The organism is Spiroplasma ixodetis, from assembly GCF_059729505.1.
The window spans coordinates 893485-918933 of sequence record NZ_AP038353.1 but is presented as its reverse complement, the minus strand read 5'-3'; the positions used below and the strand labels follow the sequence as shown (position 1 = coordinate 918933).

Here is a 25449-nt window from a genome sequence, read left to right as displayed (position 1 = left end):
GAAGATAATATGAAACTATTAGATTTTATTTTATCTATTTTACAAAAAAGCAAAACATCAATCATAATTTTATTTCCAGAAGGTGATAATGAAAAAGTACAGGCAGTAGCATTAAAAATTATTAATGATAATTCACCTGTTAAAAATTTTATTACACCATTTTTATTATTTAATAATGATAAAGAAATTCCTAGTAATATTAAAAATTCTAATATTAAAACATTATCTATTGAAGAAAATCAAGTAACAAATTTTACTAATCAATTATATGAATTAAGAAAAGCAAAGGGTTTAACTTTAGAAGCAGCTAATAAATTGGTATTAAGTCGTAATTACTATGGAATGATGTTATTAAATAATAAAGAAGTTAATGGTTTTGTTGGTGGTATTACTTTTACTACTGCTGATATTTTACGTCCGGCTTTACAAATTATTGGACCAAAAGCAGGTACTAAAACTGTTTCAAGTACATTTATTATGAATAAAAATGAAGAAATATTTTTATTTAGTGATGGTTCAATTAATTTAAATCCAACAGCTGAACAATTAGCAGATATTGCAAAATCTACAATTCACTTTGGCGAACTTTTAGAATTTAATCCAATTAAATTAGCAATGTTATCTTATTCTACTAATACTAGTGGTAGTGGTGAAAGTGTTGATAAAGTACGTAATGCTACTAACTTTGTTCAGCATTTAAAATTAAAGAATGTGCAAGTAGCAGGACCAATTCAATTTGATGCTGCTTGAGATCAAGAAGTGCGAAATAAAAAAATCCCAGAATTAACAATTAAAAATCATTGTAATGCATTTATTTTCCCAACTTTAGATGCTGCTAATATTGGTTATAAAATTGCCCAAAGATTAGGTGATTATAAAGCTATTGGTCCTATTGTTTTGGGTTTAAATCAGCCAGTTAATGATCTTTCTCGTGGTGCTACTATTGATGACATTTATTACACAGCATTGATCACTGCTATTCAAACATTAATTAAGAATTAATAAGGAGATAAAACAAATATGTCAGAACAAAATAAAATTTTAGTTATTAATGCTGGAAGTAGTTCTATTAAATTTCAACTTTTTAATACTATTAATAATGATAAACAACCTCATTTTACTATTCTTTGTAAAGGTTTAGTTGAAAGGATAGCTATTAAAAATAGTAATTTTATTATTGAAATTGCTAATGGTAATAACTTTATTAAACATGAAGTAACGAAAGATATTGCCGATCATGTTATAGGAGCACAAACAGTTATTGATGCATTAATTGAGTATAAGGTCATTAATAATTTTGATGATATTAAACGAATTGGTCATCGTATGGTTCACGGTGGTCAAAAATTTAATAACTCAATTGTTATTGATGAGAAAGTCATTGCTGGTATTAAAGCATGTATTCCATTAGCACCATTACATAATCCACCAGCTTTAAAAGGATTATCATCTTTTCAAAAATTAGTTCTACATGCTAAACATGTGGCAGTATTTGATACTTCATTTCATAGTACTATTCCTGAAGAAAAATATCTTTACTCAGTTCCATATGATTGATATAAAACATATGAGGTAAGAAGATATGGTTTTCATGGTACTAGTTATCGTTATATTTTAGATAAATTAACTAATATTTTAAATAAACCAAAAGATAAGATTAATGCTATTATTTGTCATTTAGGTAATGGTGCTAGTATTTGTGCTATTAAAAATGGTAAAAGTTTTAATACTAGCATGGGATTAACACCATTAGATGGTTTAATTATGGGTTCTAGAAGTGGTATCATTGACCCTTCTATTCATGATTATATGTGTAATGTTAAAGCAGAAGCAACTATTGAAACTATTACTAATGATTTAAATAAAAGTTCAGGTTTATTAGGAATTAGTGGATATTCTTCTGATTTACGTGATGTTCTTGCAAGTAGTAATGATAAAAACCATAAATATCATTTACAATCACAATTAGCAATAAAAATGTTTGTTCAAAGAATTGCTAATTATATTGTTCAATATGGTAATGATTTAGATAGTAATATTGATGCATTAGTATTTACAGCAGGTATTGGTGAAAATTCTGCAATTATTCGTCAATTAGTTATTGAGGAAATTAAAGTGTTTACTTTAAAATTAGTAACTAATAAAAATAATGATAAGTATAATGATTACTTAGAAATTAGTGATAAACAATCAGAAGTTCCTATTTTTAAAATTAGAACAAATGAAGAATTAATTATTTGTCAAGATACATATAATTTATTAAAAAATGTTTAAAAAATAAAAAAAATATATTAAGGTTTTTTTGTTTTGATATATAATGTTTAAATTAAGTGAAAATACTTAATAATTATCAAATTTTAATTAAAAATAAATACCTTAAAGATTCAAGGAGAAAAAAGTATGACATATAAAGACATTAAAGAAAAGAAAATTTTTAAAATTTTTGAAAAAGATGAAATTGAAAATTTTGATAAAAGCATGATAAATAAAATAAATAATTATGACAAAAAAATAAACAAACTAATAAGCCGTTCTTAAATAATAATTGAGATACTTGTCGTGGCTTATTAGAAATTAATAAATATCATCATTATCATGATGGAAGTAGTCCATCAGCAATGGCAATTTCAGCTTCTTAAAATTATTGTTATATTCATTTACTGAACAAAGAAAGAGTTGTAACTATTAAATAAAAAGTGATAAAATAATGTATATATTTGTATTTGTGATTACACAATAAAAGAAATTGAAAAAAAGTAATAAGTAAGAGAGGATTTTAGCATGGAAAGAAAACAAAAGATAGTTGTTATAGGTGTTAATCATGCCGGAACAACAACATTAAAGGCAATTATGAGGTCTAATCCAAATAGTGAAGTAGTAGCATATGATCGTAATGATAATATTTCATTTTTAGGATGTGGAATTGCGCTTTGAGTTGGTAAAGAATTTACTGATCCAAAAGGATTATTTTATGCCACAATTGAAAAGTTAAGAGCATTAGGTGTTAAAATTAAAGAAAAACATGAAATGATTAAATATGATAGTAAAGCAAAAACTGTTACTATTAAAAATTTAGATACTAATGAAGTATTTATTGAAAGTTATGATAAGTTAGTATTAGGAATTGGTTCATGACCAATCTTAAATCCAGGTGGTAAAGAAATTCCTGGTTTAATTGCTCATAAAGATGGTGTGATTGTTAAAGATACTTTAAATGGTGTTAAATTAACAAATGGCATTCATTTATCAAAACTATACCAACATGCTCAAAAAATTATTTCTGATTTGAGTAAACCGGAAGTAAAAAAAGTAGTAGTAATTGGTGCAGGTTATATTGGTATTGAATTAGTAGAAGCTTTTTATAAAGATAAAAAAGAAGTTACTTTAATTGATTTTGAAAATCGTATTATGCCTCGTTATTATGATGAAGAATTTACAAATGATGTTGAAGCAGATATGAAAAAAGTAGGAGTAAAATTACAATTAGGAGAAACTTTACAAGAATTTATTATTAAAGATGATAAAGTGAGTGAAGTAAAAACTAATAAAGGAACATATAAAGCTGATTTAGTAATTATGGCTGTTGGTTTCTTACCAAATACTGCTATCTTGAAAGATGAGAATGGTAAAGTTCAACTTAACTTAGATCTTCGTGGTGCAATTGAAGTTAATGAATATTTTCAAACTTCAGATCCTAATGTTTATGCAATTGGTGATTGTATTAATATTCGTTCAAATGCTTGAAATAAAAATGTTAATATTGCCTTAGCAACTAATGCTGTACGTAGTGGTTTAATTGCTGGATTAAATGTTGCAAAAACAGATCCTAAAACAAGAATCGCCTTTCCTGGTGTTCAAGGAACAAATGCAATTGCTATTTTTGGTTGAAAGTTATGTGCTACTGGTTTATCAGAAGTTTCTGCAAAAGCAATTTTAGGTTCTAATAATGTAGAAGCATATTTTTATCAAGATACAGTGTTTCCACCTTTTATGAGTGAAAATCATGAAGTAAAAATTAAAATTATATGAGAAAAGAGTTCTCGTCGTATTGTTGGAGCTGAAATTGGTTCAACTCATGATCATACAGAAACAATTGCAATGTTTTCATTAGCAATATTGAAAAAGCTTACTATTGATGAAATTCCATTAATTGATATGTATTTTTTACCACACTTTAATAAACCTTATAACTTTGTTACTGCGGCAGCACTTTTAGCAACAGGAATTTTAACAAAAGAAGATGTTACATATCCAGATCCATATTTAAAAGGTAAGAAAAAATAGATTGCCTTATCAAATTAATTTTGAGAGTAATAAAATATAAGGGTTAGTAATGAAAAATATTTAAAACTTAGATCAAGAATGACTTCACTAGTTAAAGAAAGTAAATATAAAATTGCTTGATAATTAAAAATTATTTTGATATTTACTTTTCCATTATGGATTATTCCTTTTTTAATTACTAATTTTTTTATTGGTTTAATGATGGAAATGTTATGGAAAATTTTCAACGAATTGGACGAAGTACTAATCCAAATTTTGATAAAATTGATCTCAATACTTTGAGTTTTTATAATCGAGATATGGAATTACAAAATTATCTACAACTAATGATTGATGATAGTAATTGGGATATGATGGAAGCACAAGATATGACGATAACTACTTATGATAATCGCTTGTTATCAGCTTTTTTTATTAATAATAATCAATCTAATAAAAATCATAAATGAATAATTGCAACTCATGGTTGACAACAAAATCGCTATAGCATTTTATATTTAGTTAAACATTTTTATGAGTAGGGATATAGTATTGTTACTTATCATACAAGAGGTCATGGTAGTAATAATATTCATGATGCAATTACTTTTGGCAATAAAGAAGCAGATGATTTATATGCTGTTATTTTAAGTCTTAATAATTATTTAACAGAAACAGATTTTAAACAACCCCCCAATATTCCTTTAATTGGTAATAGTATGGGCGCTAGTACTGTTTTGGAAACAATATCTCGATTTGATACTGGTAAATTTGGTGTTAAATGTGCAATTTCTGATTGTGGATTTGATATTTTTATTCATATTATTAAAATTATGGGTAAACAATACTTTAACCTTCATTGATTTTGATTTTATTATGGTGTTAAATTTTTCTTTAGGTTAAAAGATAAATTTAATATTAATAGTATTGATCCTATTAATAAATTAAAATATTGTTCTTCAATTCCTGTATTATTTATTCATGGTAATGATGATGAAACTGTACCAGCAACAATGGCACAAAAAATGTATTAAGAGAAAATAAATTATGAAGAAGAAACAATAAGTGAATTATTAATTATGCCATTTGCTAAACATATAAGAGCCATCACTACCGATTATGATACATATTGCAAAACTACTTTAAAATTTGTTAATAAATGAACAAATTTTAAAACTGAAGATAAAGGAGATTAAATTAATAATGATTTATTATATTAATAATAGCAAAGACCCATATTTTAATTTAGCAGCCGAAGAATATTTGATTACTAATCCTTATATAACTGATGAAATCTTATTATTATGACAAAATAATAATACTATTGTTGTTGGTAGAAACCAAAATACAATTGAAGAAATTAATAATGAATATGTAAGAACAAAAAAAGTTAATGTTGTACGAAGATTATCTGGTGGTGGAGCTGTTTATCAAGATTTAGGAAATTTAAATTTTACTTTTATTTTTGATAAAAATAAAGATAATGCTCGTAATTATGCTCTTTTTACAAAACCAATAGTTAATGTTTTACAAAGTCTAGGTTTAAATGCTCAATTTAGTGGTAAAAATGATATTTTAGTTGATGATAAAAAAATATCGGGTAATGCCCAATATACATATAAAAATCGAATTTTACATCATGGTACTATTCTTTTTAATGTTGATATGCAAATGTTACCAAAAGTATTAAAACCTGATTTGGATAAATTAAAATCAAAAGGTATTAAATCAGTACAAGCACGAGTAACAAATATTTTACCATTATTAAATCCACCAATAACAATTAAAGAATTTCAAAATTTAATTATTGAACAATTAAAAAGTACAAAAAATACAAAGATTATGGAATTTTCTGAAAAAATGATTGCTGATATTGAATCATTAGCAAATACTAAATATCGAACTTGAGATTGAGTTTATGGTAAATCTCCAGATTTTGATTTAAAGCATAAAACACTTTTTCCTAGTAAAGGAACTATTCAAATTTGAATGAATGTTAAGGCAGGAATTATTGAAAATATTAAAATATATGGTGATTTCCTAGGCTCAGCAGGTACTACTAGTTTAGAAAAAAAACTAGAAAAACAAAAAAATAATTTAGCAACTATTACTAATATCATTGAAAATGCTAATATTAATGAAATTTTTGGTGAAAATTTTCTTGTTGAAGAAATCATAAAAAGTATAATAAAATAATGAATAAAATTCTTATTTATAATATCCTTACTTTTATAACTAATATTAAAGAGGAAATATGAAGAAATATTTATGGATTTTATTTATAATGTTTATTTTTATAACACCAATTAGCAATGTTAAATGTTATTACATTTTTAGTAAATAATAGTTTTGATCAAACAAATAGTATAAATGATATTCTTTATCCAACACGCGGTTGACCAAAAAAAGATAGAAATCAATTAAATGTTTGACAATTTTTATATCAAGATGCTATTGATAAAGTAGGTAAAACTAATGATGATATTGTTAATGGTTTTAATAATTTTTATCTTGCTGAATTTGATAAATACCTTGATTCAGCAAGATAAAAATGCTGGTAAATCTGGCTATGATGAAATTGGTATACCAACAGCAGATATTAATAATTATATTAATAATAAAATTATTCATTCACAATCAATGCAAATATACATGGCCTTAACATTGCGAACATATTTTATTGAGTTTACTATTAATAAAATTAATGATCCAAGTAGTAATTATATTAATGAAAATGAATATTTAAACTTATGAGTTATGAAGTATTTTGAAGCTGGTTTTTTATTTTCAATGAGTAAAAATTTGAATTCAAGATTTAGGTAGAACAATTGAAAAATCAATTGATATTGATTTTTATACTTTTGATAAATATGTGGAACGAAATAACAAAGGTGAATATATGTGAAATAAACCACCCATTGCCAATACAGTAAAGCCACTATTAATTTTGGATTCTGATATGAAAAAAATGTTTAATCAATTATATGAAGAAATTTTAAATAATAATTTACAAAGAAAATAAAAATGATTATTCTAGAAAATATAAGTAAAAATTATGGTAAAAATCAGGTTTTAAAAAATATTAATTTAGAGATACCTGTTTCACAATCACTTGCTATTTTAGGTACTACTGGTTCTGGTAAAACTACTTTGGTTGAAATTATTTCACAAGTTTTAAAACCAACATCAGGTAAAGTATTATTTCTTGATGATGTTGGTAAAAAGGTTAGTCGGAAAATTGGTGTTCAATTTCAAGAAGGTTATTTACCGGTTGGTACACGAATTATTGTTTTAATTAAATTTTATAAAAATAAAAAATATATTAAAAGCGAAGAAGGCAAAGGATTAATTGATTTTTTTGAGTTAAATGATATTTTGAAAAAAAGAAATTTTTTTTACTTTCTGGTGGTCAAAGACAAATATTTAATTGTTTTTTATCAATTTTAAATGATCCTGAAATTTTAATTTTAGATGAGTTAGTTACTGGTTTAGATTTAAAAATGTAAATTAAACTTGTTAATTTTATTAAGTCATGAAAAGAAATTAAAAAAATTAATTTATTAATTTTTTCACACACACCAGAAGAAGTTGAATTACTTTGTGATCGGGTAGTAATTTTAAAAAATGGTGAAATTTATCAAGACCAAAGTATTGATGCAATTATAAAAAAATATGGTAGTTTACGTAAAATGATGGTGTAGTATTATCAAAATGAAGTTAATGTTAACTAAAGAATTATTCAAACAAAGTACTGTTTCTAAAATTTTCAAGACTTTTTTCTTTAATTTCAAAAGTAATTTTTGTAAATCCTAGAACTTATATTTTTGTATTTTTATTAGGTTTTTTAATTTCTGCATTATCATCGTGATTATGAAATAATTATAGTTATTATCAGATTTTACCCCCCATTTTGTTAAATTTTTTATCAATATCAGTTTTTATTTCATCTTTTTATTTAGGAATATTTATGATTGAGTGGCGAAAGAAAAATTTTTTAAAAAGAATAAAAATAATTGGTATTAATGAATATTATATTATTTTAACATTTTTTTATCAAATTTAATAATGGTATCATTATCAGTAAGTATTAATATTATTTGTTATAGTATTTATTCTTTAATTTCAATATTTAATTTTCATCTAAATTTGCTTTCTAATATTAGATGATTTATTTGAATTTTCTATATATTTGCTATGATATTATTAACATTTTTTTAACAGTTGCTAACATATTTATTACAACATTTTTTCCTAATTTTAATTTATCATTTTTAATGCTTGCTGTTGTTACCATATTTTTCATTATTTTTTCGGATGTTTTAATTCAACCAACAGTAACTAACAATAATTTAATATTTATTATTATTGGTTATTTGTGTCCAACTAAATATTTTATTTGGTTTAATATGTTGATTACTTCATATCAATTTTTAGATTCACTAGGAATAAGTCAAATTATTCAAAATTATAATGAAATATCATTTGTTGTTTTTACTAGTATTTGGCAAACATTAATTGGAATCTTGATATTTACTATGTTGTTTTCTTATTTATCAAAAAGATTTTTTAATTAAGGAATGAAAAAATAAAAATTAATGAAAAAAATATTAATACTTTTTGGTGTTTTTAGTTTAATTTCTGCTCCTGCTATTTTAGTAGTTGCTTGTAATATCGGTAGTTTAGATGGTAGTGATTATTTAAATTGTTTACCAAATTTTGACTGAACAAATTCAGATTATGGAGATGGTATTATATTGAAGTCAAAATTATTCTCGTCTAACTTTATAATTTTAAGACAAATTTGAATATTATTGACAACATCGGTACGCTCCCAATATTTTTTATAAATATTTTTGGGAAATTTTAACTCGATATTGACAGTTATTAATTAAAAAAATATATTTTTTTCAAAATTATTATCACTACTATTTTCCTATATTTCATCAATAAGAAATTATAAAAGATTCTGCAATTACTATAATAATGTTATATATGATTGTAAAAAAATATTGACGTTGAACATATATTATTGTATATCATAATATTTATATAAATTAATACATATAAGTATTAAGTTTAATATATAATTTTATTAATTTCTTTTTCTGTAATAAACTTATCAATCTTCCCTTGCGCTAAGATTGGGCTACCGCCACCCTTACCATTATATGTTTTTAATATTTTTTGTAAAATATTATTACTTTGATACTGTTTATTATTATGCAATTCTTTACTTGAAGCAACTAATACTAAATATTCTTGATTATTAATTTTATTAATAAAAATAATAATAATATTTTGATATTGATTACGATAATGTTCAATTATTTCTCTTAATATTTTAATATCTAAATTTTCAAAATTTGCAATTAATAGTTTATAACTATTTTCATTTTTTGGAACTAAAGTTAAATATTTTTTCACTATTTTCTGACGATTTAATTCTTCAAAATTAATTTGTCATTTTTTAAATAAACTATGTAATTCTAATAATAACATTTTTCCTTTTCTTCAATCAGCAGCTACCACTTTTAAGTTATTAATAGCATCATATATTTTTTCAATTTCTTCTTGCATACAATTATCTTTATTTTTTTGATATTGCATAAATAAATTATTGCTTTGTTCTTTAATCATTATTATTTGTTGTGCTAAGTATTCATTAATAGTTTTTAATGATGTTAAAGCATGAATTCGATAAGAACCAGAACCTTTTGATTCAACATTAGTTATTAATAATTGTTCTATTTCTTGTGAATTATAACAATGAGTACCCCCACAAAGTTCAATTGAAAAATCACCAAATTTAATTACTCGAACTTTTTCTTCATATTTTTCACCAAAAAAAGCTAAAGTTCCAATTTTGATTGCTTCTTCATATGTACAATAAATAATTTCACAAGGATATTTACCTTTAATTCATTTACTTACTTGTTGTTCTATACTTATAATTTGTTCTAAAGTTAACATTTGATAATGACTAAAATCTAATCGTAAATATTGATAATTATTAAAACTTCCAGATTGCATAACATGTAAACCTAATAATTTTCTTAAAGCAGCATGTAATAAATGAGTTCCTGAATGATTTTTTCTTGTATAAAAACGATGTGAACTATTAATTTGTGCTTCAAAAATTTCTGTTTGTGTTAATTCACCTTTTACTTCCACTTGATGAATATGCTGTTTTTGTGGTCCTTGTTGTACATCAATAACAAAGGCTGTTCCATTTTCTCCTTTGATAATACCATCATCAGATGCTTGTCCCCCCTTTTCTGCATAAAAAGGCGTTTCATTTAAAATTAAATAACCTTTTTCATTTTTTAAAAATTTTACCTCATGCTCTGATTTAAACATAAAAACAATATTTGTATTTATTTGTTCTTTATCATAACCAACAAAGGTTGAAGGAACTTTTAAATTAGTTAGTAATGAAGATTGAATTGTTAATGCTTGATGATTAATTCTTACTTTTCTTGCATTATCTTTACTGTTATCCAATAACTTTTGAAAACCTTTTAAATCAACAGTAGCATTTTCTTCATTTGCAATCTCTAATGTTAATTCAATAGGATAACCATAGGTATCAAATAATTTAAAAGCCGCAGTTGCATCTACTTTTTTATTATTACTAATAACTTGTAATAATAATTGTTTTCCTGTTATTAATGTTGTTCAAAATTTTAATTCTTCGCTTTTAATAATATTAGTTACTAAATCCACTTTTTCATGTAATTCTTGATAATTTTGAACCATAACTTTTATAATAATTGAAACTAACTTAAACAAAAATGGTTCATTAATATTAAGTTTTTGTCCATATACAACAGCTCTTCTAATCAATCTTCGTAATACATAACCACGATCTTTATTACTAGGAAAAACACCATCACTAATTGCAAAAACTAAGCAACGAATATGATCAGCAATAATTTTAAATGCAGTATTAATAGTTTTTTGCTTAATCTCTTGTGTAAAATAATTATTAATATCATAACGAAAATTTGTCAATTTTTCACATTCATGAATAATATTTTGAAATAAATCAGTATCAAAGTTAGTTGGCACATCTTGTAAAATTGCTACTAGTCTTTCTAATCCTGCACCAGTATCAATATTTTTTCTTGGTAAATCAGTATAATTATTTTTGCCATCATTATTAAATTGTGAAAAAACAATATTTCAAATTTCAATATAACGATCATTTTCAATATCATCTTTTAATAATTTAATACCAATATTTTCGGGATCATATTTAATACCACGATCATAATAAATTTCAGTATTAGGGCCACAAGGACCTTTACCCATATCTCAAAAGTTAGTAGATCTTGTACCTTTAATAATACGTTCTTTTGGTAATTTAATAATATTTAATCATAAATTATATGTTTCTTCATCTTCATTAAAAACTGTTACATATAATAAATTAGCATCTAAATTTAATCATTTTTTACTAGTTAAAAATTCTCATCCTCAAATAATAGCTTCTTTTTTAAAATAATCACCAATTGAAAAATTACCTAACATTTCAAAAAAAGTTTGATGTCTTGCTGTAATACCAATATTTTCAATATCATTAGTTCTAATTGCTTTTTGTGAATTTGCTAATCTTTTAGCAATTGGGGTTTGTCGTCCATCAAAATATGGTTTTAATGTAGCAACTCCAGAATTAATCCACAATAGTGAAGGATCATCATTTGGAACAAGTGATGCACTTTCTAAAATGTGATGATTATAACTTTTAAAAAAATTTAATCAAGTTGTTCTAACTTTATCTGTTGTTCATTTTATTGACATAATAATTTCTCCTCAAAATAATAAAAATTCCTATCAAAATAGGAACGTTTTTTAACGCGGTACCATCCTAATTCACTTACAAAGTAAACGCGCTTAATTAATGATTAAAATTGTTAAATTAGGAGCTTCTAATTAATAATGATTAAGTGCTTACACTATTCACTCTCGCTGAAAACTAATTATTATTAATAATACTTATCTAATTTAGATTAATATAAATATTAATTTCAATTTTAATATTAAGCATAAATATTAGTTATTACAAGCAAAAAGATAAAATTATGAAATATTTTTATAAATTAAAAAGAAAAAAATATTAATTATTAACTTTATATAATAAAAATTACAAGAAAGATTTTTTCTATTTAATTAAAAATATAATTTAACTGGTATTTTTTTTATTGTATATTCATTTTTTCAGATATAAACTTTAGTTAAGATTTGCTTAGAATAACTTTTAAAAAATAAAAATTTATCATTAAATTATATAAAATTAATTCATTTAATTCAATATTACTTACTATTTAATATAGTAACTAATTTAATATATTAATGCATTTTTTATATTTTTAAATCTATAATTTTGAATAAAAAAATATTTTAAGTAAATCTTAAATATAAAAAATAAAAATGATAATTAATTGAAATTTTACAATCAAATCTAGCATTAAAAATTTTATTAATTTATTAAAATTAATCTTTGTAAGAACAATAACTATTAAATTACTATTCATTTTTTTAAAATGAAATTTTAAACAATTTAATTTATTTATTATTTCAAAAAACAAAAAAATAATTTAATTTCTACTCTAAATTTGTGTTTTATTAAAATATTACTATAAAAGGAGTCCAAAAATAAATCAAATTAATAAATAAAAAGGAGACAAATTTTATGTCAAGTAAACTAAATACTAATGATAATGATAAACTACAAGAACTAAAAAATAAATTAGAAGAATTAGAAAAAAACTAGCAGACACAGAAGTTGCAAAAAAAGAAATAGAAATTAAACTAGAAGAAACTAACAAAGCAAAAGAAGAAATGCAAACTAAGTTGAATGAAGCCAACAAAGAAATTCAAGCATTATTAAAAGAAATTGAAAAAATACAAGAACTAAAAAATAAACTAGAAGAAGCCAACAAAGAAAGATATATTGGATTGGTTACACTTTATTGAACACTAATTACGTAGACAAGTGAACAAATTAGTTAAAAGAAAGGAATTATAATTATGGCCAATATTAACTCATATTCAAATGAATTTAAAAAATAAATAGTAGATTTATATCAAAGTGGTAAGTCAGTGTCTTGTCTTGCTAAAGAGTAAAATGTTACAAGAGCAGCTGCTTATAATTGAATTAAGCAATTTACTAATTCAGGCAGTTTTAAAACCAAAGATAACCGTTCTGTTGAAGAAAATGAATTAATTAAATTAAGAAAAGAATTAAAAAAATTAAGAATGGAAAATGATATTTTAAAGGAAGCAGCACTAATAATAGGCAGAAAATAGAAATTATTATCAAAAATAAAGTTAAATATAAAATTCGTACAATGTCTCCTTTTTTAAAAATCTCTAAATCAACATTGGAATGACAACTTTTTTTAGTACTGTTTTTTGGTAGACATTTGTGCTTGGTGTTTTATGGGGGTTAAGTAGTTTAGAGTGCTGTGGATTCTTATGTTGGAATGGCAACCTTTTTTAGGACTGTTTTTTGGTAGACATTTGTGCTTGGTGTTGGTAATGTTTAGTAATCTGTGTAACTTACAAAAATAACTATATTTAATTAATTCTAGTAAATAAAATTAAATAACTAGAAAGAGTGAGTTACGTATGTCTAAAAAACAAAATATTAATAATAATGATCCAATATCAAAAGCAGTAGATTTATTATTAGAAAATACTGAGGATTTAACAACCGTATTTAAAGAGGGAAGTTTATATAAAGAATTAACAAAAAGATTAGTTGAAAAAATTTTGAATTCTGAAATGCAAAATTATTTAGGATATGAAAAAAATCAACATAATAATAGTGATAATGCTCGCAATGGTATAAATTCAAAAAAATTAATAACCCAACAAGGTAAAATTGAGATTAATGTACCACGAGATCGTAATAGTAATTTTGAGCCAGTAATAGTTGCAAAAAGACAAAGAAGATTTGATGGTTTTGATCAACAAGTTCTTTCATTATATGCCAAAGGCATGACTTTATCAGATATTAGAATGCAGTTACAAGAGTTATATCATGGTGCTGATATTAGTGAAAGTGTTATTAGTCAAATTACTGATGATGTTATTGATGATGTTAAAGCATGACAAAATCGGCCATTAGAAAGTGTTTATCCGATTGTTTATTTTGATTGTATAGTAGTTAAAGTACGACAAGATAAACGCATTATTAACAAATAAGTTTATATAGCACTAGGAGTTGATTTAGAAGGTAAAAAAAATTTTTTAGGTTTATGAATTAGTGAAAATGAAGGTTCTAATTTTTGATTATCTAATTTCACAGAAATGAAAAATCGAGGCTTAAATGATATTCTTATTGCTTGTAGTGACAATTTAACAGGAATGTCAGAAGCAATACAATCAGTTTATCCTAAAACCGAACATCAATTATGCATAGTTCATCAAATTAGAAATAGTTTAAAATATGTTTCATACAAACATAAAAAATCACTAGTTACAGATTTAAAACCAATTTATAGTGAATGTAGTGAAGAACAAACAATGCAAGCTTTAGAAACTTTTGAAAGTAAATGAAATAAACAATATCCTCAAATTGCTAAATCGTGATATAAAAATTGAGATAATTTAATGGTTTTTATTAGTTATCCTGCAGAAATCAAAAGAGTGATTTATACAACAAATGCTATTGAATCTGTTAATAGTCAATTACGAAAAGTTATTAGAAATAAAAAAGTTTTTCCAAATGATATGGCAGTTTTCAAAATATTTTACTTAGCAATTGAAAATATAACAAAAAAATGAACAATGCCTATTCAAAATTGAAATACAGCAATTGCTCATTTTATGATAAAATTTGAAGATAGAATTAATCTAAAATAGTAAATTTGTAAAACAAAGATACACAGATTATTAAAAAGCCTCGAATAAGATGTTTGAAACATCATCAAACATTTAGTATTCTTCATGACACCATTTTTCACAAGTCACAAACACCTTTGACATCTTGGTTTTATCTCATCTTTAGATGAATAAACACAAATCATGGTATACCATCAACAGATGTTGCAATGGAATTGGGTGTGACATATAAAACAGTTTGAAGAATGAGTCATGAAATCAGAACTAGAATTTGGAATCAAGATGCAGGGTTCATTGATGATGGCACAGCACAGATGGATGAAATGTATCTTTCACATGTAGGTTTTAAAAAACAAGGAAGATCCTTGTTTTTTAAAACCTTGATTGTTGGAGTTTATGAGAAAACCAGCAACAAACTAATTGTGAAAGTATTGAAAAAAGCAGATGAGAAAAACCTTTTATGATTTGCATTGAAACACATTTCTACTGGGTGTTGTCTATTTACGGATTCTTGGAAGGGATATGGAAGTTTCAAAAACTTCTATCACAAACATGAAATCGTAAATCATGAAGTTGGGTATGTGTCATCAACAAGTGTAAACACAAACCAGATTGAATCTGCATGAAAACACATCCGACGAACTTTCCGAACACACATAAAAGTTTCAAAACACAATATTCATTTATATGCAAAAGAAGCTGCATATAAATTCAATAAGATACCTAGTTTTGAAACTATAATTTTGTGTTTGATTTAGATACATGTGGAGATAATTTCCTAGATAGGCTTTTATCTCCATTTATGTGATAAAATTTAAAAATAGTACATAAAGGGATAAAAGCCTAATTTATATCACTATTAATATTTTTAAATAATAAATCACAAATAAACAATTCTGTCATCATATATCAAAACCCAATTTCTGCTAAATAATTAGGGTGACGACAATCTTTTCGTAAACCATAATTAATAAAAAATAAATCATGTTTTTTCTTTAAGGAAAATCTAAACTTTTGTCAATCTGCAATTGTCTCAATAACTAAAAATAAAATAGCAAGCATAATAAAAATAAGTAATTAATTATTAAATGTACTATTAAAATAAACAACATCAAGATTTAATGCAAAAACTGTAGGAATACTAATCATAAAAACTGAAATTACTTGTAAAATTGAAAAAATACTAAATTTTCAAAAATTAATAATAATTTTATCAAAACGATATTCAACCTTATGTTTAATAATTTTTAATGGAAATTATCCCCACATGTACTTGTGGAGGAAAAAATGAATTGAAATAAATTCAATAGCATATTTCAAAATGAAAACGATTGTTTGAAATATATAGCGAAGTTGAAAGTAATGAAATGTATCAGGTGTGCTTCTTCTAGTTTGAATGTTTCTTATTTGATAATAATAAGATGTTTGAAATGTCATCAAACATTTAGTATTCTTCATGACGCCATTTTTCACAAGTCACAAACACCTTTGACATCTTGGTTTTATCTCATCTTTAGATGAATAAACACCAAACATGGTATACCATCAACAGATGTTGCAAGGGAATTGGGTGTGACATATAAAACAGCTTGAAGAACGGGTCATGAAATCAGAACTAGAATTTGGAATCAAGATGCAGGGTTCATTGATGATGGCACAGCACAAATGGATGAAATGTATATTTCACATGTAGGTTTTAAAAAACAAGGAAGATCCTTGCTGAATAAAACCTTGATTGTTGGAGTTTATGAGAAAACCAGCAACAAACTAATTGTGAAAGTATTGAAAAAAGCAGATGAGAAAAACCTTTTATGATTTGCATTGAAACACATTTCTACTGGGTGTTGTCTATTTACGGATTCTTGGAAAGAATATGGAAGTTTCAAAAACTTCTATCACAAACATGAAATCGTAAATCATGAAGTTGGGTATGTGTCATCAACAGGTGTAAACACAAACCAGATTGAATCTGCATGAAAACACATCCGACGAACTTTCCGAACACACATAAAAGCTTCAAAACACAATATTCATTTATATGCAAAAGAAACTGCATATAAATTCAATAAGATACCTAGTTTTGAAACTATAATTTTGTGTTTGATTTAGATACATGTGGGGATAATTTCCTAGATAGGCTTTTATCTTCATTTATGTGATAAAATTTAAAAATAGTACATAAAGGGATAAAAGCCTAATTTATATCACTATTAATATTTTTAAATAATAAATCACAAATAAACAATGCTGTCATCATATATCAAAACCCAATTTTTGCTAAATAATTAGGGTGACGACAATCTTTTCATAAACCATAATTAATAAAAAATAAATCATGTTTTTTCTTTAAGGAAAATCTAAACTTTTGTCAATCTGCAATTGTCTCAATAACTAAAAATAAAATAGCAAGCATAATAAAAATAAGTAAGTAATTATTAAATGTACTATTAAAATAAACAACATCAAGACTTAATGCAAAAACTGTAGGAATACTAATCATAAAAACTTAAATTCCTTGTAAAATTGAAAAAATACTAAATTTTCAAAAATTAATAATAATTTTATCAAAACGATATTCAACCTTATGTTTAATAATTTTTAATGGAAATTATCCCCACATGTACTAGTGTGGAGGAAAAAATGAATTGAAATGAATTCAATAGCATATTTCAAAATGAAAACGATTGTTTGAAATATATAGCGAAGTTGAAAGTAATGAAATGTATCAGGTGTGCTTCTTCTAGTTTGAATGTTTCTGATTTGAGAAGAATAAGATGTTTGAAATGTCATCAAACATTTAGTATTCTTCATGACACCATTTTTCACAAGTCACAAACACCTTTGACATCTTGGTTTTATCTCATCTTTAGATGAATAAACACAAAGCATGGTATACCGTCAACAGATGTTGCAAGGGAATTGGGTGTGACATATAAAACAGCTTGAAGAATGGGTCATGAAATCAGAACTATAATTTGGAATCAAGATGCAGGGTTCATTGATGATGGCACAGCACAGATGGATGAAATGTATCTTTCACATGTAGGTTTTAAAAAACAAGGAAGATCCTTGTTTTTTAAAACCTTGATTGTTGGAGTTTATGAGAAAACCAGCAACAAACTAATTTTGAAAGTATTGAAAAAAGCAGATGAGAAAAACCTTTTATGATTTGCATTGAAACACATTTCTACTGGGTGTTGTCTATTTATGGATTATTGTAAGGGATATGGAAGTTTCAAAAACTTCTATCACAAACATGAAATCGTAAATCATGAAGTTGGGTATGTGTCATCAACAGGTGTAAACACAAACCAAATTGAATCTGCATGAAAACACATCCGACGAACTTTCCGAACACACATAAAAGTTTCAAAACACAATATTCATTTATATGCAAAAGAAGCTGCATATAAATTCAATAAGATACCTAGTTTTGAAACTATAATTTTGTGTTTGATTTAGATACATGTGGGGATAATTTCCTAAATAGGCTTTTATCTCCATTTATGTGATAAATTTTAAAATAGTACATAAAGGGATAAAAGCCTTTTTAATAATAAAAAACTACCTAATCTTAGAACTCAAATATTATAAAGAACAAACAACGAAATTTGGACAGGGCTAAAATTTTGCTTGCAAGCAACAATGATCGCACTTAAACAAATAAAACTTAAACAATAAATAATATCAGTTAAAATAGCAGTTTTAAAAATAAAAGCTATCATAAAGAAAATAAAATTAATAGTTAATGATATTAAAAATATTCAAATTATAATATAAAAATCCATAATAAATAACCCTTAAATTATATTAAATATATTTCAATTATAACAACTAATGAAAGAGACTTATCAAAGATAAATAGTAAAGAAATTATTCAAATTAGATTTTTTAAAAATATATTAGGAGAAATTCAAGTTGTTAGAATGCCAAGAACAATTGAAAAAGTACCTAATCAATTACCATCAGAATTTACATCTTTACAATTTATGTTTATATTTTGTGAAACATTTAATCAAGATATTTCATCTTGAGATACATCAAAAGTAAAAAGTATGAATGGTATGTTTTGAAATGCAATATCTTTTAATCAAAATATATCAAATTGAAATACTTCGAATGCAGTATATATGAATTTTATGTTTTATGGTGCTAAATTATTCAATTAAGATCTTTCAATTTGAAATGTAAAAAAAGTAACAGAACATAGTAACTTTGGAAATTATTCAGGAATTACTAATCCTAATAAATTACCAAAATTTAAAAATAATATTATAACAATATATTAATTAATATATTACTAAGTTTTCTTGCCTTTTATATTAATACTTAAAGTGTTAAAATGAAGATGGATAGAAAATATTTCCTAGTTTTGGATTAATATTATCATTCCTAAAATTTATAGAAACTATTATTAATCGAAAATATCATTTTAATTTATCACATATATAAAAAAGGTGTTTAAAATGAAAAATTTAATTACTGCCCTAAGTGTTTTAACACTTTGTACAACTATAGGAAATTTAAGTAGTAACTTAAAGACTAATCAAAAAACAGAAGCTGTTAATACTATTTTAAACCAAGATATAAAAAAAGTAAGTAATGTTGATTTATCTAATATTACTGCTGACAATAACGTTTGAAAATATCTAACAAAAAATAACGTAGCAACATATGCAGGTGGCGAAAACTATTATCAATATTATTTTGCTTACCATGTTATTGGATTAAATCATGATACATTACATAAATTAAATAATGCGATTGGTTCAGGAATAGGATCAGTCTCTGCTGTCCTAGGTGTTGCCTTACCAGCATTAGTTCCAATAATTGGTACAGTTGCAGCAATATTAATTGCACAATGATACATATGACAAATTACTGACTATGATAATGGTAATGGAGTTGTTATTGATATGATTGGTTTAACACCAACATGAATCGTTAATGTTTCATCACAATAAAAAATAATAATTTTATTTTTAAATTTAAATTATAAAAAACATTAATCAAGTACATAAAACTTTCAAACTCACCACTACGTGGAGGATTCAACTTATAGTTCCAACAAATTAGTTCAACTATAAGTTTTTTTTATTTATATTTTTTGATAAATTTGATTGATAAGTACTTGTTGAATGTTGATTTTGTAAATCATTAGAATTTATTTCATCTTTAAAATATTTAAATACATCAATTCCTTCTTCTATACTATTTTTAATTATTTTTTCATTAATACTTCTAAAATAATTTTCTTTTCAAATTTCATATTGGTTTCTTTTTTGTTTATTTTTAAAATAATTATTAATTATTTGTTTCTTATGTTTTTTATTTGAAAATTTAATATCTTTATTATAGTTATTTATTATTTTTTGTTTTAATTTTTGATCAAAATATCGATGATAACCAATTCCATCATAATGAAAATATGATACTTTTCAACACCTTCTTTCAATATCATTAAGAATATTTACTAATTCAATATTTAACATATTATTTGTATTTAATTCCTCTTTTAAAGCATCTAAAAATTGAATATTTTTAATTAGTTCATTTTCATACTCATTATCTTCTAATATTTCACAGTTACTTAATAAATTTTTATAGTTTGCTCAATTAATTATAAAATTTTGTAAATTGTTATTTATAATATTTTTAAACTGTCTATTGTCAATTATTATTTCTTTCATAGAATTCTCATCTCTTTGGATGGGTTACACTTTATTGGACACTAATTACGTAGACAAGTGAACAAATTAGTTAAAAGAAAGGAATTATAATTATGGCCAATATTAACTCATATTCAGATGAATTTAAAAAACAAATAGTAGCTTTATATCAAAGTGGTAAGTCAGTGTCTTGTTTTGCTAAAGAGTACAATGTTACAAGAGCAGCTACTTATAATTGAATTAAGCAATTTACTAATTCAGGCAGTTTTAAAACCAAAGATAACCGTTCTGTTGAAGAAAATGAATTAATTAAATTAAGAAAAGAATTAAAACAATTAAGAATGGAAAATGATATTTTAAAGAAAGCAGCACTAATAATAGGCAGAAAATAGAAATTATTATCAAAAATAAAGTTAAATATAAAATTCGTACAATGTGTCGTTTTTTAAAAATCTCTAAATCAACATATTATTTTAATTTCAAGAAAAAAGAAGATAAAATTCAAAATAATATTTATGATGAAACTGTTATTATTGCTTTTAAAGAAAATAAAGAAGCTTATGGAACAAGAAGATAAAAAAATATTAAACACAAGAAAAGAAAATTAATTTATCAAGACGAAAAATTAAAAAAATTATGAATAAACATAATTTAATATCAAAATACACTAAATTATCATACAAAAATTATCATAATAAAGTCAATGATAGTCAAATTACTAATCTTGTTAATAGAGACTTTAATAATAGGCTTAAAAATGAAGTTATTGTTAGTGATTTAACTTATGTTCAAGTTAATGATAAATGAAACTATATTTGCTTATTAATCGACCTGTACAATCGCGAAATTATTGGACATAGTGTAGTACTAAAAAAGATGCATCATCAGTATATCAAGCATTTATGTGCACAAATCGTTGTTTAAAAAATATTGAAATATTTCATAGCGATCGCGGTAATGAATTTAATAATAAAACTATTGATAAACTTTTATTAGCCTTCAATATTACCCGCTCTTTAAGCAAAAAAGGTTGTCCTTATGATAACGCTGTTGCTGAAGCAACTTTCAAAACAGAGTTTATTAATGATAAAAATTTTAAATCATTAATCCAATTAAAATTAGAATTATTTGATTATATCAATTGATACAACAACATAAGAATCCACAGCACTCTAAACTACTTAACCCCCATAAAACACCAAGCACAAATGTCTACCAAAAAACAGTCCTAAAAAAAGTTGCCATTCTACTTTCTTTTAATCTACAAATAAAAATCATTTACTTTGAAATTAAAGTAATGAGTAAAAACTAATATTGAATATCAAATTTATATTTTTTTCATAATAAGAAATTAATTACAATATTTTATTATATTGACTTTATTTTTTCTTTAAAATATTATCCAATTTATCTAAACGAGCAGATTTAATATCACTATAAATCATATCAATACTACTTGTTTCTTTAAAGTATTTTTTAGAAAATGATTCACTTTTAACTTCATGCATATAATGTGAAGTCCTAGAATTATATTTTTTCAATCAACATCTAGGCTAACATTAAAAATTTAAACAACATAATTAACATTTTTCGCTGATTTATCGCTTTCAATATTTTTTTTAGCATCTGCTAATTTAATGGCTACCATTTTCGTAATTCCTTGATTTTGCATAGTTGTACCATATAATACATCACAATTTTCCATTGTGCCTGGACGATGAGTAACAATAATAAATTGTGTATATTGTGAAAAACTACGAACATATCTAGCAAAACGCTCTAAATTAGCTGGATCCAATGGCGCTTCAACCTCATCTAATATTGTCAATGGCAATGTCTTGACTTTTAAAATAGCAAATAATACTGCTAATGCAACTAATGATTTTTCACCACCTGATAATAAGTTTAAATTACTAATTCTTTTACCAGGAGGATTAGCAAGCACTTCCACACCTGTATTTAAAATATCATCAGGTGATGTATATCGTAAACTACAAGTTCCTCCACCAAATAAAGTTTGAAATGTTTCGGGCAATATCATATTAATTGCTTTTATTGTTTCATCAAATTGCGTTACCATAACATTATCCATTTCATCAATTGCTGTTAACAACGATTGTGATGCTAATTGCAATTCATCATGTTTAGTTTTTAAACGTAAATAACGTTCATTTTCATTTTCAAATTCTTCAATAGCATTAATATTTACAAATCCTAAATCTTCAATCTCACTACGTAATTGTTGTACCAAATTACGTGCTTGTTGTTCATCTGCTAATGGTTCACTATAATATTCTCTAGCATATTCATAAGTTAAATTATAAGTTTCAACTAAACGTCTTAAATGTTGTTCTACTTTTGACTCCATTTTTACTTGCTCAAGTTTTTGATTATTTAATTTATCACTAGTCATAAAATGTTCTTGATTTAAACTATATAATTCATTTTCTAAAGTTTGCATTTGTTCTAATAATTGATGTTTCTGTTTACGAATTAATTGTAATTGACTTTTTATTGTCGCTTGATCATATTTAGAATTTTCATATTGAATAAAAATATCATTTAATTGATTTGTAGTATCAATATCTAATTTTTTACCAGTCAATGTTTGATATTGAGTAGTTAATAATTGTGATTGATTAGTGATATCACTAATTTCACTAATCAATTTATTTATTGTTAAAATAATTGTCAACTTTTGACCTTGATAATTATTTAATTCGCTTTCAATACTTGTTCTTTGGACATTTATATTAACTAATTGTTGTTCTAATGATTTAATTTCTTCTTTTAATTCAGAAACTATTAACTTTTCTTTAAAAACATTAATACTATTTTGATGTTGATAACCTCCAACAATAGCACCTCCAGCTTTAATTAATTGACCATCTAAAGTTACACATTGATATTTAGCAGCAATTAATTGTGAAATAACTCTTGCGCTTTCTAAGTCTTCACAAATAATAGTACGACCTAAAAGAAAATTAATAATCGGCTGAATTCTATTATCAACTGCTGTAACTAAATGATGAGCAAAACTTAAATAACCCGATTTACTATTAACAATAATTTCATCTTCTTTAGTCGCTGTTCGAACTTGAATTGAATTTAAAGGTAAAAAAGTGGCAATTCCCGCTTTATTTTGTTTTAAAAATTCAACAGCCTTGGTTGCATCTTTGTTAGTCGCCGTAACAATGTTTTTTAAAGTATTGCCCAATACTTTAACAATCGCTTCACTATAAAAATCGGGCACCGAAATTAAATCACTCACTACTCCAATGATGCCATATAGTTTATCTTTATTATTTAAAATCGTTTGAACACCCAAATATTTTTGATTTTGTCGTTGTTGATAATTAATTATCGATTCTAATTGTGCTTTTTTTTCGCCTAAACCACGATGAATATTATTTTGTCCTAAAATTAAATCTTGATGTTGAACATTTAGTTCTTCAAATAAATTATTAATTTTATCAAAATTTTCTTGTTCTTTTTTTTGTAAAAAAGTTTTTTGTTCAATAATAGTAAGCAAAGTTTCAATTTCATTTTTTAATTTTTCAACTTCTGTTTGATCTTTTATTTCATTTTGTTTTGTTTTCATTAATGATTTTTGTTGTTCTAAAACTTGCAATAAACTATTAACATTAGATAAATTCATTTCTAAACTATTAATGTTTTTATCTAAATCATAACTTTTATTTTTTAAAAATTTTAATTGTTGTTCATTCTTACTAATATTTAAATTAAGTTGTTTTTGTAAAATTTCATTATCATTTATACTGACTGTTGTAAGTTTTAATTGATTATGATATGTCTCCAAATCTTTAACAATAATAGTAATTTCATATTTTTTTAAATTATCACGTAATTCAACATAAGTTTTAGCTTTCTGTGCTTGTTTTGCTAATGGTTCAATTTTTCTACTTATTTCACTAATAATATCATTAACTCGAACTAAATTTTCATTAGTACGCTCTAATTTACGTAATGACTCTTCTTTCCTCTTTTTGTATTTTGAAACACCCGCAGCCTCTTCAAATAAAGTTCTTCTTTCTTCTGGTTTATAATCAGCAAATCGTGAAACATTACCTTGACTAATAATTGCAAGTGAACCCTTAGCTAAACCTGTACCCATAATAATTTCTTGTACATCTTTTAAACGAACACGAGCTTTATTAATGTAATATTCATTTTCTGAACTATTACGAAAAGTTTTTCTAGTAATTTGTACTTCATTAAAATCAACTTTAAATATTTTATTAGTATTATCAAAAACTAAAGTAACTTGAGCACTATTTAATGGTTGTTTACCTTTAGCACCATTAAAAATTATATCTTCACTACTTTCACCACGTAATGATTTAACTGATTGTTCACCTAAAACTCAACGAATAGCATCATTAATATTAGACTTTCCAGAACCATTAGGACCAACAATACCTACAACATTAGTATCAAATTCTATTGTTAAAGGCTCTGCAAATGACTTAAAACCATATGCTTCAATTCTTTTTAAGAATGCCATCTTACCTCACCTATTTTAAAATATATATTTATATTTTACCATGAATCAGTTTAATATTTATTGTTAATATTTAGCAGAAATATTACTTTATTTGCATTATTCTTTGTTCTTTAATTGTTTTATAATAAAATTTATTAATTCAAA

24 protein-coding genes and 2 pseudogenes are annotated in these 25449 nt (G+C 24.3%); 20 read left to right on the top strand and 6 right to left on the bottom strand.

Features of this window, described 5'->3' with window-relative positions; all coding sequences use genetic code 4:
* Positions 1 to 9 precede the first annotated feature (9 nt).
* The 12 genes from pta (at position 10) to AC6I4F_RS05920 (ending at position 9110) form a co-directional block, all read left to right on the top strand.
* Positions 10 to 1002 (top strand): phosphate acetyltransferase, encoded by a 993-nt coding sequence (gene pta, locus AC6I4F_RS05975; RefSeq protein ID WP_497873162.1) that lies wholly within the window; start codon positions 10 to 12, stop codon positions 1000 to 1002.
* A gap of 18 nt (positions 1003 to 1020) precedes the next feature.
* On the top strand, positions 1021 to 2274 hold the full coding sequence (locus tag AC6I4F_RS05970) for an acetate kinase (protein WP_497873161.1): 1254 nt from the start codon (positions 1021 to 1023) through the stop codon (positions 2272 to 2274).
* 126 nt (positions 2275 to 2400) lie between these two features.
* Positions 2401 to 2538, top strand: a complete 138-nt coding sequence (locus tag AC6I4F_RS05965; RefSeq protein WP_497873160.1) for a hypothetical protein — start codon at positions 2401 to 2403, stop codon at positions 2536 to 2538.
* A 243-nt stretch (positions 2539 to 2781) separates the two neighbouring features.
* Positions 2782 to 4284, top strand: a complete 1503-nt coding sequence (locus AC6I4F_RS05960; protein WP_497873159.1) for an FAD-dependent oxidoreductase — start codon at positions 2782 to 2784, stop codon at positions 4282 to 4284.
* A gap of 212 nt (positions 4285 to 4496) precedes the next feature.
* A complete protein-coding gene (locus AC6I4F_RS05955) occupies positions 4497 to 4805 on the top strand; it encodes a hypothetical protein (protein ID WP_497873158.1) in 309 nt (102 codons plus the stop codon).
* Between the two features lie 177 nt (positions 4806 to 4982).
* Positions 4983 to 5297, top strand: a complete 315-nt coding sequence (locus tag AC6I4F_RS05950; RefSeq protein ID WP_497873157.1) for an alpha/beta hydrolase family protein — start codon at positions 4983 to 4985, stop codon at positions 5295 to 5297.
* Between the two features lie 169 nt (positions 5298 to 5466).
* Positions 5467 to 6459: a lipoate--protein ligase gene (lplA, locus tag AC6I4F_RS05945; protein ID WP_497873156.1), complete on the top strand. Its 993-nt coding sequence runs from the start codon at positions 5467 to 5469 to the stop codon at positions 6457 to 6459.
* A gap of 116 nt (positions 6460 to 6575) precedes the next feature.
* Positions 6576 to 6812: a hypothetical protein gene (locus AC6I4F_RS05940; RefSeq protein ID WP_497873155.1), complete on the top strand. Its 237-nt coding sequence runs from the start codon at positions 6576 to 6578 to the stop codon at positions 6810 to 6812.
* Complete coding sequence (locus tag AC6I4F_RS05935) at positions 6754 to 7086, top strand: hypothetical protein (RefSeq protein ID WP_497873154.1); 333 nt, start codon at positions 6754 to 6756, stop codon at positions 7084 to 7086. The genes AC6I4F_RS05940 and AC6I4F_RS05935 overlap by 59 nt, the downstream gene beginning before the upstream one ends.
* 76 nt (positions 7087 to 7162) lie before the next feature.
* A complete protein-coding gene (locus tag AC6I4F_RS05930) occupies positions 7163 to 7285 on the top strand; it encodes a hypothetical protein (RefSeq protein ID WP_497873153.1) in 123 nt (40 codons plus the stop codon).
* A 2-nt stretch (positions 7286 to 7287) separates the two neighbouring features.
* Positions 7288 to 7710: an ATP-binding cassette domain-containing protein gene (locus AC6I4F_RS05925; RefSeq protein WP_497873152.1), complete on the top strand. Its 423-nt coding sequence runs from the start codon at positions 7288 to 7290 to the stop codon at positions 7708 to 7710.
* A gap of 1148 nt (positions 7711 to 8858) precedes the next feature.
* Positions 8859 to 9110 carry a lipoprotein gene (locus AC6I4F_RS05920; protein ID WP_497873151.1) on the top strand — a complete coding sequence of 84 codons (252 nt, stop codon included), beginning with the start codon at positions 8859 to 8861 and terminating at the stop codon, positions 9108 to 9110.
* A 229-nt stretch (positions 9111 to 9339) separates the two neighbouring features.
* Here the strand turns inward: AC6I4F_RS05920 and alaS are convergent, their stop codons facing one another.
* Positions 9340 to 12063, bottom strand: a complete 2724-nt coding sequence (gene alaS / locus AC6I4F_RS05915) for an alanine--tRNA ligase (protein ID WP_497873150.1) — start codon at positions 12061 to 12063, stop codon at positions 9340 to 9342.
* Positions 12064 to 13104: 1041 nt separating this feature from the next.
* Here alaS and AC6I4F_RS05910 point away from each other — a divergent pair.
* From AC6I4F_RS05910 to AC6I4F_RS05900, 3 genes and pseudogenes are all read left to right on the top strand, one after another.
* The gene (locus AC6I4F_RS05910; protein WP_497873149.1) at positions 13105 to 13254 is read left to right on the top strand and encodes a hypothetical protein; all 150 of its coding nucleotides are present in this window, start codon (positions 13105 to 13107) and stop codon (positions 13252 to 13254) included.
* 639 nt (positions 13255 to 13893) lie between these two features.
* A pseudogene (locus tag AC6I4F_RS05905) lies at positions 13894 to 15132 on the top strand (IS256 family transposase).
* A 53-nt stretch (positions 15133 to 15185) separates the two neighbouring features.
* The gene (locus AC6I4F_RS05900; RefSeq protein ID WP_497873148.1) at positions 15186 to 15869 is read left to right on the top strand and encodes an IS1595 family transposase; all 684 of its coding nucleotides are present in this window, start codon (positions 15186 to 15188) and stop codon (positions 15867 to 15869) included.
* Positions 15870 to 15954: 85 nt separating this feature from the next.
* Here AC6I4F_RS05900 and AC6I4F_RS05895 read toward each other — a convergent pair whose 3' ends face one another.
* The gene (locus AC6I4F_RS05895; protein WP_497873147.1) at positions 15955 to 16173 is read right to left on the bottom strand and encodes a DUF1295 domain-containing protein; all 219 of its coding nucleotides are present in this window, start codon (positions 16171 to 16173) and stop codon (positions 15955 to 15957) included.
* Positions 16174 to 16398: 225 nt separating this feature from the next.
* Between AC6I4F_RS05895 and AC6I4F_RS05890 the strand changes: the two genes are divergently transcribed.
* Positions 16399 to 17220 carry an IS1595 family transposase gene (locus AC6I4F_RS05890; protein ID WP_497873146.1) on the top strand — a complete coding sequence of 274 codons (822 nt, stop codon included), beginning with the start codon at positions 16399 to 16401 and terminating at the stop codon, positions 17218 to 17220.
* Positions 17221 to 17305: 85 nt separating this feature from the next.
* Here the strand turns inward: AC6I4F_RS05890 and AC6I4F_RS05885 are convergent, their stop codons facing one another.
* Entirely contained in the window at positions 17306 to 17611 is a 306-nt protein-coding gene (locus AC6I4F_RS05885; RefSeq protein WP_497873145.1) for a DUF1295 domain-containing protein, read from the bottom strand.
* Positions 17612 to 17712: 101 nt separating this feature from the next.
* On the opposite strand from AC6I4F_RS05885, the gene AC6I4F_RS05880 reads away from it, so the two are divergent.
* The 3 genes from AC6I4F_RS05880 (at position 17713) to AC6I4F_RS05870 (ending at position 20075) form a co-directional block, all read left to right on the top strand.
* Positions 17713 to 18573, top strand: coding sequence for an IS1595 family transposase (locus AC6I4F_RS05880; protein WP_497873144.1), 861 nt, complete (start codon positions 17713 to 17715; stop codon positions 18571 to 18573).
* 464 nt (positions 18574 to 19037) lie between these two features.
* A complete protein-coding gene (locus AC6I4F_RS05875; RefSeq protein ID WP_497873143.1) occupies positions 19038 to 19280 on the top strand; it encodes a BspA family leucine-rich repeat surface protein in 243 nt (80 codons plus the stop codon).
* A 288-nt stretch (positions 19281 to 19568) separates the two neighbouring features.
* On the top strand, positions 19569 to 20075 hold the full coding sequence (locus tag AC6I4F_RS05870) for a hypothetical protein (RefSeq protein WP_497873142.1): 507 nt from the start codon (positions 19569 to 19571) through the stop codon (positions 20073 to 20075).
* Positions 20076 to 20192: 117 nt separating this feature from the next.
* Here the strand turns inward: AC6I4F_RS05870 and AC6I4F_RS05865 are convergent, their stop codons facing one another.
* Positions 20193 to 20801: a hypothetical protein gene (locus tag AC6I4F_RS05865; RefSeq protein ID WP_497873141.1), complete on the bottom strand. Its 609-nt coding sequence runs from the start codon at positions 20799 to 20801 to the stop codon at positions 20193 to 20195.
* Between the two features lie 92 nt (positions 20802 to 20893).
* On the opposite strand from AC6I4F_RS05865, the pseudogene AC6I4F_RS05860 reads away from it, so the two are divergent.
* Positions 20894 to 22012, top strand: a pseudogene (locus tag AC6I4F_RS05860) (IS3 family transposase).
* 147 nt (positions 22013 to 22159) lie between these two features.
* Here AC6I4F_RS05860 and AC6I4F_RS05855 read toward each other — a convergent pair.
* Positions 22160 to 22288: a hypothetical protein gene (locus tag AC6I4F_RS05855; protein ID WP_353307014.1), complete on the bottom strand. Its 129-nt coding sequence runs from the start codon at positions 22286 to 22288 to the stop codon at positions 22160 to 22162.
* 59 nt (positions 22289 to 22347) lie between these two features.
* Complete coding sequence (locus AC6I4F_RS05850) at positions 22348 to 25305, bottom strand: SMC hinge domain-related protein (protein WP_497873140.1); 2958 nt, start codon at positions 25303 to 25305, stop codon at positions 22348 to 22350.
* Positions 25306 to 25449: the final 144 nt, after the last annotated feature.